The following is a 9,453-nucleotide window of genomic DNA, read 5'->3' as shown; positions in this document are numbered from 1 at the left end:
ACAACCAATTTGTGTCCCAAATTCAATCATGGCATCGTGCGATGCTCAAGGGTAGACGGCGGTGGGACGACGCTTACCGCCGAGCAGCTGAAGCAATCGAAACGGGTACAGCTTAAATTAGTCGGCAAAGTGTCTTGACTGAGGGATCCACTTGAAATGCTACATGCCAGTTGAAATTGAACCTGCGATGCGCAAGCTCAACGGCAAGCTTGAAGTTGAACACGACGACGACAAAGCGAACATGCTTCCATAGCCGTTGGACCTGCAATGATGGTCCCAACGAGCGGGAGTCGACAGCATGCAAAAATCATTTATCGTTTTATCCATATCAGGGAGCGTCCTGGCTATCAGCAGCATCCTGGAAGTGATGTCGGGATTATTGAACTTGCAGCATTTTCATCGACTTGATGGCTATATCGGCATCCTGTGCAGAATCGCGTTTTACCTGTCTTTCCTCAGCTTTTGTTCGCACGTATACGCCGTCATGAGCAAGCACCGCTGGACCTCGTCAGAAACAAAAAACCAGCATCTGCCACGTCCTCCCGAGGAAATCATTGGTATCGGAGTCAGCTGCATCTTTGCCTTCTTTTTCACATATGCAATTGCAAGACAGCAACGGCATATAGCCAACGCCGTGATCATCTACTGCCTGTTCCTGTTCACCTCAGCGTTACTGATACAACCTTCAGGCAAAGGCTGGAAAGGAAACTTGGTCAACGCCATCTGGCCGGCCCTGTTTTTCCTGTTATCCGCCGTGCTACAGCTGCCCTGGGAACCAGTATTTCTAGGGCTAGTTGGCAATGAGCATCTGGCTGACAACATCGATGCGAAATTTACTTTGCTGCTGCTAGGCGCAAGCATTTGCGTAGCCTTGATTGCCGTACCGGGCATTATGCTGGCAAATCTGATAAAAAAGTCAATCACAATTTTTGCGATGTCCCTGACTAGAGGGGCTTGGCAGGAATCAGATCCGATCAGAAGACATATCCACTGGCCATTAGTCATAATGGCTATCGCCACTACGGCAACATTAACCTGAGCTGCTACAGTACGCAGCCGCGCCACCGCCAGGCACAGGCTACCTGGCACCCCGACGCATACCAGGAGGCAAAAAAATGCAGGAGACCAGCACCGGCTGGCTCGACTATGCCTGGCACACACAGGTACTCAAGGATCCGTTTGCCGACAAACAAAGTGTCGAACTGGCCATGCTGCGCGCCCGTTGCGACCAGCACGACAAACCGCTTCAGAAACTGGTGTTCGACAATCTGCAGCGGCTGGCGTAGAAGCTGCTGGCGGCGGACGCCAGCACACTCCTTACTGCAGTTCGAACTCGGCCGGATTCAGATTGAGTTCCTTGGCAATCTTGCTGGCCACGCGATGCTCATTGGCGTCGAAGTTGCCATCCGATGAAGCGACGGCAATAATCATGCGCACCAGCAGCCGCGACGCTTCCACGTTCGACTTCATCTTGCCCAGCGCCTGGTAAGCCTTGGCCTCGCCGATATCCTTGTCGAACTCCAGTTGGCTGACAAAGTCCTGGAAGGCCTTGATCACATCGGTGGTGGTAAATACCGACAGCGCATCATTGCTCTCGATAAATTTCACCATCTTCTGCTTCTCTTCCGCACTGACACTGCCGTCCGCCATCGCGATCAGGGCCGAGCCCGCCATCGCGGCGTTCAGGAAATCCTTGTTCTTGTACTTCAGCGCTTCGGTCTTCAGTTCACTTGCCTTGGTCTTCAGTTTGGACAGAAAGGAATCGAAACTCATGGGGGATCTCCGGGTTGGTTGGGATTGAGCAGCGATGAACACTACCACCAGAACCTAGCTGGGGGCGCGTGGTTGAAATACAAGTCAAATACAACACACGCTAAACTTGAACCAATAAAAACACTTAATCAATTTCATCCACATTACAAACATCTCTCATAAAATTCAGAAAGAGAAAATTAAATCCTACAGATATCGTTAACATCTTCTAAAATTAAGTTCTTCCAAGTCGCTGAAACCATGTAGCCAATCGAAAAAGAGCCAAAGTAGCTTCCAATATAGACATTATAGAATAAACAAAAAAGAAATAACCGAATGCATCTCCAACAGGTTTAAAAAAATGAAAAAAATCTTTCGACAATCCCACAAAATTTAACCCCATAGCCAAAATACTATTTTGAGATGGACTATAATTTAATGCTTGACATATAATTGCTAATATAAGTGCAGTAACTTGAACAAGTCCAAAATGGGCAAAAATAGCACTTACACGTATATATGCAGAATCGGCTCCAGGAGAGTTAAGCTTAATTAAGGCATCTCTCATTTTATCGTTACCCCAGCCAATCCATATCGCGTAGCCGGAAACCCCAAAGCCAAGGAGGGTTGGCAACGAAGCTAAAGCAGGCTCATACCAATTATGACTCAACCAATAATTTGAACTTATAGCACTTATAAAAACAGCTATATGAAAATAAGGGGAATATATAATATCTGACCACTTCCCATGAGCAGCCCAGTAACGACTTAAAATATCAAAAAAATCCTTATATTGAACTATAATGCGAATTTCTTTTCTCTTTTGCTCGTTTGGAATTTTAGACATGTCATCCCTTTCTTCTTCTCCTAACTTTATTCAAAATTTTCCCTAAGATACTCGGAACAGCCTCTACAAAAGCATCTAAAAGATTTTGAATTTTCTGATCAAAAATTAGTCTTTCCTCAAATGGATGATCTTTTGTTGATAATGTAACAACTCTACCATCTTCATTTTTCCCTCTACCTTCAACAAAACCATTAGATTTTGCAACTTCTGCGATTTCTTTCACTTTCTCGGTTGGCTGCAAACCATCTGCACTATTTGATTCTAACTCTTGTTTGAAATTTGTCGCATTTTGCTCATCCAACCAATCAAAAAGTTCTCTCTCAACATCCCCTAACGCGTTAGGAGGACTCACTTCAATTTTCAAACTTCTGATTTGCTGAAGTTCAAAAATTCTATCCAAACTATCATAAGCGGGTTCAATTGTAACTGTAACTTCGCCATAAACCTTCTGAAGCTCTGCTGAATTTAACAGTCTCTCGACTAAATTTTTTGCCATACTAGGTGACAAATTATTAGATTGATCAAGTCGTGAGATAAAAAGCAATCTATGCTTCTCTGGAACAAAGATATAGGGCAAACTTCGCAAATTTGGCCGATAGTGTGGTGGAATTGAAACATTCTGAGCTACATCTTCAGCTGCCGCTGGCTCAGTAGTACTTAAATCCAACCATTTTCCATTGTTATCAATATTAAGAAATTTGTATAAGTCACCCGAAATCCACTCAAATTCTGACTCTCGCTTAAGCGAGCCGATCATTCCTCCAACATCTCCCCTTATCATAACAGGCTTACGTTTCTTGAATGCGGCACGCCATAGCGCTATATACGTCTCGGGGCTGTGAGGTGGAGGCAACACAATATTCAGCACACCTATGGATATAGTCTTCATTTTTCCCCTTCAAAAAAATTAAAAATATATTTTCCCACATTTTATGAAAAAGATAAATATTTTTATTGTGAAATATGTTAATTTTTCCATGGGTTGCGATTTCCAAAGTTTTGAACCGACCATAAAAAAATTCGTCAATTTTCTTAAAGAAATTGTCAAAAAATGACTTTCCTGTGGCAAGACAGAAAAGTTCCTGATTTTATAAATACCCCTTTTTGGGTAACTTACCCCACAAACTTCCGCGCGTTCCTGAACATCCTCATCCAAGGCTAGTCCTCACCCGATGCATCAGGATGATAAGACTGCTGTACCGAACGGAACACCCGCTCCGCATATGGCATCAAGACAGTAAAGCAGCCATCCGGCGTGGTCATCGAGGTAATTGCCTTCCGGCGAGCCGTTCGGGTTGTACGGATAGCCTTCGGTGGCGGCTCCCTTGTTGTCGACAAAGCGCATGGCTTTGTGGACCTGAGTGATGTCGCCTGTTTGCGAGAAGTCGGCGTAGCCTTTGCCGTGGGCGATGGCGATGCCAGCCTGGGTGCCGGTCATGCCGTTGAAGAAGATCGATGGGGAGTCCATCACTTCGACCATGGCAAAGCGGCCTTCGAATTTCTCCGATTTATTGGGCGTGAACTTCGGCCAGGCGTGGGTGCCGGAGATGATGGATTGCAGGTTGCTCATCATCTGGCAGCCGTTGCAGATGCTCAGGCAGAAGCTGTCGGTGCGCGCGAAGAAGCGCGCGAACTGGTCGGCCGGGCTCGCATTGAACAGATTCGTTTTTGCCCAGCCTTCGCCGGCGTTCAGCACGTCGCCGTACGAGATGCCGCCAACGGCGATCACCCTCTGGCAATCGCAATAAGGTTGCGCTCTTTATAGTTGAAAAACAGGTAACTTCATGGCAGCATGGCGCTACATTTTTATATACGACAAGGAAGTGATGGACAAGCAGCTGCTGTTGATTTGCGCCCTGACATTTATCATCCATATTATTGGCACGCTCGCGTATTCAGTGCGCATCGCCGGCATCCGCACGCGGCGCATCGCGGTGTCACTGGCCTTGTTCAGCATCCTGATGCTGGTCTCGCGCACCTCGAATTCCTTCTTGGGCCCTTTCCTTGCCAAACGCGTCGAAACCGGTATCGATCACCAGATCACGGCCGACGCCCTGCTCGTGGATTTCCGCTGGCTGCTGCTCTCCGCCAGTCTGGCCACGATTATCGGTGCCATCCTGATCCCCACCTTCCAGCGCGTCTTCTGCCGCGCCGTCGAACATTTCCAAGTGCACCGCTCGGTACCGAAACTGATACTGCACGGTGTCTTCAAGGGTGGCCTGTCTTACGTCAGGACGTCCGCCAGCCTGCCCAAGCCCGCCAACGTGACAGGTTTACGCAAAGACTCGGGGGTATCCGTCTCCATGACCGCCATGAACGTGATCGCCACGGCGCTGTGGACGGTGGGCGTGTTCGCGGCCCTGTACGCGGGCGTGCTCGATCCCAGCGTGCGCGTCACGTCCAGCACTTTGTCGTCGATTATCAACGGTGGCGCCACCGTCATGATGGCAGTGTTTATCGACCCGCATATGTCGGGCATGACGGATGATGTTATCGAAGGGAAGATCGAGGAATCGCAATTCAGGCGGGCGGTGGTGTGGCTGGTAGGGAGCAGATTGGCGGGAACGGTGATTGCGCAGTTCTTGCTGGTGCCGTCGGCAATCATCATTGTTGAAGTCGCCAAGTTTTTATAGCCTTCCATTTTCTCCGTAAATAAGGCGAAAAAAGCCGCTATCTCCCGACAGCGGCTTTCTCATTCCTACCCCAACAGCGGCGCTTCAATCTCAAAGCGCCGCGCTATCAGGGCCAGATTACCCCACAAACTTCCGTGCATTCCTGAACATGCGCATCCACGGCGAATCCTCACCCCAAGCCTCAGGATGATACGACTGTTGAACGCTCCGGAACACCCGCTCCGCATGCGGCATCAGCACGGTAAAACGGCCATCCGGCGTGGTGACCGAGGTAATGCCTTCCGGCGAGCCGTTCGGGTTGTACGGGTAGCCTTCGGTGGCGGCGCCCTTGTTGTCGACAAAGCGCATGGCTTTGTGGACCTGGGTGATGTCGCCGGTTTGCGAGAAGTCGGCGTAGCCTTCGCCGTGGGCGATGGCGATGCCTGCTTGCGTGCCGGTCATGCCGTTGAAGAAGATCGATGGGGAGTCCATCACTTCGACCATGGCGAAACGGCCTTCGAATTTCTCCGATTTATTACGCGTGAACTTCGGCCAGGCGTGGGCGCCGGGGATGATGGATTTCAGGTTGCTCATCATCTGGCAGCCGTTGCAGATACCGAGGCCGAAGCTGTCGGTGCGGGCGAAGAAGCGCGCGAACTGGTCGGCCAGGCTGGCGTTGAACAGGATGGTTTTTGCCCAGCCTTCGCCGGCGCCCAGCACGTCGCCGTACGAGAAGCCGCCCACCGCAATCACGCCCTGGAAGTCGTCCAGTTTCACGCGGCCGGCGATCAGGTCGCTCATGTGCACGTCGATGGCGGTAAAGCCTGCCTGGTGCATCACGTAGGCCGTTTCGATATGCGAGTTGACGCCCTGCTCGCGCAGGATGGCAACGCGCGGGCGCACGCCGGTGGCGATAAACGGGGCGGCGATATTCTCGTTCTGGTCGAACGTGACGACAGGCGTCATGCCCGGGTCTTGCAGGTCCAGCAGGCGGTCGTATTCGGCGTCGGCGCAGGCAGGGTTGTCGCGCAGGCGGGCGATGCGCCAGCTGGTTTCGCTCCACAGGCGGTGCAATTCGGCACGCGGCTGTGTGTAGATCAGCTTGGCATCGCGCGTGAATTCGACCACGTCGCGGTCGTTCAGTTTGCCGATGATATGGCTGCAGGCGCCCAGGTTGAAGGTGCGCAGCACGTCCATGACGATGGATTTTTCTTCAGCGCGCACCTGGATCACGGCGCCCAGCTCTTCGCTGAACAAGGCACGCAGGGTCAGCTCGTTGCGGCGCTCGGCCACCTGGCCGGTCCAGTTCTTGGCGTCGCCCCAGTCGCTGGAATGCTCGCCTTCCATGGTCAGCATGTCCAGATTCACCGACATGCCGGTATGGCCCGCAAAGGCCATTTCCGCCAGGGTGGCGTACAGGCCGCCGTCGGAACGGTCATGGTAGGCCAGCAGCTTGCCGTCGCTATTGAGTTGCTGGATGGCGGTGAAGAAGCCTTTCAGGTCTTCCGCGCTGTCGACGTCCGGCGTGGCGTTGCCCAGCTGGCCCATGACTTGCGCCAGTGCCGAAGCGCCCAGGCGGTTCTTGCCGCGGCCCAGGTCGATCAGGATCAGCGAGGTGTCGCCCGCGTCGGTTTTCAGTTGCGGCGTGAGCGATTTGCGCACGTCCGTGACCGGCGCGAACGAGGACACGATCAGCGACACCGGCGAGGTCACGGATTTCGCCGCGCCATTGTCTTCGTCTTTCCAGGTGGTGCGCATCGACAGCGAATCCTTGCCGACCGGGATGCTGATGCCCAGCGCCGGGCACAGTTCCATGCCGACCGCTTTCACGGTGTCGTACAGGGCCGCGTCCTGGCCAGGCTGGCCGCAGGCGGCCATCCAGTTGGCGGACAATTTGATGTCGGAGATGTCGGCAATCGCGGCGGCCGCTATATTGGTGACGGCTTCGCCAACGGCCATGCGGCCCGAGGCTGCGGCGTCGATCACGGCCAGCGGCGTGCGCTCGCCCATCGCCATCGCTTCGCCCAGATAACCCTCGAAGCTCATGGTGGTGACGGCGCAATCGGCCACCGGCACCTGCCATGGTCCCACCATCTGGTCGCGCACGGTCATGCCGCCCACGCTGCGGTCGCCGATGGTAATCAGGAAGGATTTGTCGGCCACGGTTGGCAGCAGCAGCACTTTTTGCGCCACGTCGACCAGGTCCATGCCGGTCAGATCGATGGCAGGGAAGTCGTTGGCCACGTGGACCACGTCGCGCTGCATCTTCGGCGGTTTGCCCAGCAAAACGTCCATCGGCATGTCGACCGGCTCGTTGCCCAGTTCCGTGTCGATCAATTTGAGTTGACGCTCTTCGGTGGCCACGCCGACGGCGGCGAACAGGCAGCGTTCGCGTTCGCACATGGCTTTGAACAGTGGCAGGCTTTCCGGCGCGATCGCCAGCACATAGCGTTCCTGCGATTCATTGCTCCAGATTTCCTTCGGCGCCATGCCCGATTCTTCCAGCGGCACTTTGCGCAGGTCGAAAATCGCGCCGCGCTTGGCGTCGTTGGTGATTTCCGGGAAGGCGTTCGACAAGCCGCCCGCGCCCACATCGTGGATCGAGATGATCGGATTGTCAGGACCCATCTGCCAGCAGGCGTTGATCACTTCCTGGGCGCGGCGTTCCATTTCCGGGTTGCCGCGCTGGACCGAATCGAAGTCCAGGTCGGCCGTGTTGCTGCCGGTGGTCATCGACGAGGCGGCGCTGCCGCCCATGCCGATGCGCATGCCGGGGCCGCCCAGCTGCACCAGCAGGCTGCCGACCGGGATATCGTTTTTATGCGTGTGCTGCGCCGAGATATTGCCGATGCCGCCGGCGATCATGATCGGCTTGTGGTAGCCGAACACGGCATCCTTGTCACTACCCACGTTTTGCTCGTAGGTGCGGAAATAGCCACCCAGCACCGGACGGCCGAATTCGTTCGAGAACGCGGCGCCGCCCAGCGGGCCGTCGATCATGATCTGCAGCGGCGACGCGATGCGTTCCGGTTTGCCGTACTGCGCAGCTTCTTCACGGCCGGCCAGCGGCGCCGTCACGGAAGCGGCGGTTTCCCAGCTGCGCACGGCGCCCGGCAGCGACAGGTTCGAGACGGTAAAGCCGGTCAGGCCGGCCTTCGGCTTGGCGCCGCGGCCGGTCGCGCCTTCGTCGCGGATCTCGCCGCCGGCGCCGGTCGAGGCGCCAGGGAATGGAGAGATCGCAGTCGGGTGGTTATGCGTCTCGACCTTCATCAGGGTGTGCGTCAGTTCGCTTGATGCCGCATATTCGTGGCCTGCGCCGCGCGGGTAGAAGCGCGAGACGGTGGCGCCTTCCATAATGGACGAATTGTCGCTGTAGGCGACCACGGTGCCCTTCGGCTGCAGTTCGTGGGTGTTCTTGATCATGCCGAACAGGGATTTCGGCTGCGCCACGCCGTCGATGGTCCAGTCGGCGTTGAAGATCTTGTGGCGGCAGTGTTCACTGTTCGCCTGCGCGAACATCATCAGTTCGACGTCGGTCGGATTGCGGCCGGCTTTCGTAAACGCGGCGTCCAGGTAGTCAATCTCGTCTTCCGACATGGCCAGGCCCAGCTCCACGTTGGCCGTTTCCAGCGCGGCCTTGCCCTGCCCTAGCAAGTCGATCGACTCCAGAGGGCGCGCTTCCAGGGTGCGGAACAGGTCCTGCGCCTGGTCGGCGCTGCGCAGCACCGATTCGGTCATGCGGTCGTGCAGCAGGTCGGCCACGGCCTGCACCTGTTCGGCGGCCAGCTTGCCGGCGCCGATGGAGCTGCCCAGGATGCCCGATTTCAGGTTGATGCGGAAGGCGACGCCGCGCTCGACGCGCTTGATATGCGCCATGCCGCAGTTGTGAGCGATATCGGTGGCTTTCGAGGCCCACGGCGAGATGGTGCCGAAACGGGGAATGACGAAGAACTCTTCGGACGCGCCATCGGTATTGTCAGGCTGGGCCGGCTCACCATAGGTCAGCAAGGCGCCCAGGCGCGTGCTGTCGTCTTCCGACAGGGGCGCGCTGGCATCGATGAAATGGACATAGCGTGCTTGCACCGCAACGATGGCAGGCGAAACGGCTTGCAGTTGGGTGAGCAAACGGGTGCTACGGAAAGCGGACAGGGCATTGGAACCCGGCAGTATCAACATGGTTGGAAGGTGGTTGATGCAGCGTGGCTGCGGGTTAAAGGTAGGTATGACAAGACAAGATCATGG

At 54.8% G+C, this 9,453-nt stretch carries 7 protein-coding genes and 1 pseudogene; 3 read left to right on the top strand and 5 right to left on the bottom strand.

What is annotated here, in order from left to right:
- Nucleotides 1-298 precede the first annotated feature (298 nt).
- Both ACP7B7_RS17270 and ACP7B7_RS17265 read left to right on the top strand, forming a co-directional pair.
- Nucleotides 299-1,039, top strand: a complete 741-nt coding sequence (locus ACP7B7_RS17270; protein ID WP_308921038.1) for a hypothetical protein — start codon at nucleotides 299-301, stop codon at nucleotides 1,037-1,039.
- A gap of 76 nt (nucleotides 1,040-1,115) precedes the next feature.
- A complete protein-coding gene (locus ACP7B7_RS17265) occupies nucleotides 1,116-1,286 on the top strand; it encodes a hypothetical protein (RefSeq protein ID WP_308921037.1) in 171 nt (56 codons plus the stop codon).
- Nucleotides 1,287-1,317: 31 nt separating this feature from the next.
- On the opposite strand, the gene ACP7B7_RS17260 is transcribed toward ACP7B7_RS17265, so the two are convergent.
- From ACP7B7_RS17260 to ACP7B7_RS17245, 4 genes and pseudogenes are all read right to left on the bottom strand, one after another.
- Complete coding sequence (locus tag ACP7B7_RS17260; RefSeq protein ID WP_308921036.1) at nucleotides 1,318-1,773, bottom strand: tellurite resistance TerB family protein; 456 nt, start codon at nucleotides 1,771-1,773, stop codon at nucleotides 1,318-1,320.
- 214 nt (nucleotides 1,774-1,987) lie between these two features.
- Entirely contained in the window at nucleotides 1,988-2,599 is a 612-nt protein-coding gene (locus ACP7B7_RS17255; protein ID WP_426077441.1) for a hypothetical protein, read from the bottom strand.
- 1 nt (nucleotide 2,600) lies between these two features.
- Nucleotides 2,601-3,488: a DUF4747 family protein gene (locus tag ACP7B7_RS17250; protein ID WP_308921034.1), complete on the bottom strand. Its 888-nt coding sequence runs from the start codon at nucleotides 3,486-3,488 to the stop codon at nucleotides 2,601-2,603.
- Between the two features lie 269 nt (nucleotides 3,489-3,757).
- A pseudogene (locus ACP7B7_RS17245) lies at nucleotides 3,758-4,340 on the bottom strand (phosphoribosylformylglycinamidine synthase subunit PurQ); the annotation flags it as partial.
- Nucleotides 4,341-4,425: 85 nt separating this feature from the next.
- On the opposite strand from ACP7B7_RS17245, the gene ACP7B7_RS17240 reads away from it, so the two are divergent.
- The gene (locus ACP7B7_RS17240; RefSeq protein ID WP_308925765.1) at nucleotides 4,426-5,232 is read left to right on the top strand and encodes a lipid II flippase Amj family protein; all 807 of its coding nucleotides are present in this window, start codon (nucleotides 4,426-4,428) and stop codon (nucleotides 5,230-5,232) included.
- A 117-nt stretch (nucleotides 5,233-5,349) separates the two neighbouring features.
- Here ACP7B7_RS17240 and purL read toward each other — a convergent pair whose 3' ends face one another.
- On the bottom strand, nucleotides 5,350-9,387 hold the full coding sequence (purL, locus tag ACP7B7_RS17235; protein WP_426077439.1) for a phosphoribosylformylglycinamidine synthase: 4,038 nt from the start codon (nucleotides 9,385-9,387) through the stop codon (nucleotides 5,350-5,352).
- Nucleotides 9,388-9,453 lie beyond the last annotated feature (66 nt).

The sequence above is a fragment of the Janthinobacterium sp. PSPC3-1 genome (genome assembly GCF_049896105.1).
GTDB lineage: Bacteria > Pseudomonadota > Gammaproteobacteria > Burkholderiales > Burkholderiaceae_D > Janthinobacterium.
The sequence above is the reverse complement of the archived record's forward strand: the minus strand, read 5'-3'. Positions and strand labels throughout refer to the sequence as shown.

What these genes read in the sequence shown, in the direction of transcription:
- ACP7B7_RS17270 (WP_308921038.1), top strand. Translation starts at nt 299, where the DNA reads ATGCAAAAATCATTTATCGTTTTATCCATATCAGGGAGCGTCCTGGCT.
- ACP7B7_RS17265 (WP_308921037.1), top strand. Translation starts at nt 1,116, where the DNA reads ATGCAGGAGACCAGCACCGGCTGGCTCGACTATGCCTGGCACACACAG.
- ACP7B7_RS17260 (WP_308921036.1), bottom strand. Translation starts at nt 1,773, where the DNA reads ATGAGTTTCGATTCCTTTCTGTCCAAACTGAAGACCAAGGCAAGTGAA.
- ACP7B7_RS17255 (WP_426077441.1), bottom strand. Translation starts at nt 2,599, where the DNA reads ATGTCTAAAATTCCAAACGAGCAAAAGAGAAAAGAAATTCGCATTATA.
- ACP7B7_RS17250 (WP_308921034.1), bottom strand. Translation starts at nt 3,488, where the DNA reads ATGAAGACTATATCCATAGGTGTGCTGAATATTGTGTTGCCTCCACCT.
- ACP7B7_RS17240 (WP_308925765.1), top strand. Translation starts at nt 4,426, where the DNA reads ATGGACAAGCAGCTGCTGTTGATTTGCGCCCTGACATTTATCATCCAT.
- purL (WP_426077439.1), bottom strand. Translation starts at nt 9,387, where the DNA reads ATGTTGATACTGCCGGGTTCCAATGCCCTGTCCGCTTTCCGTAGCACC.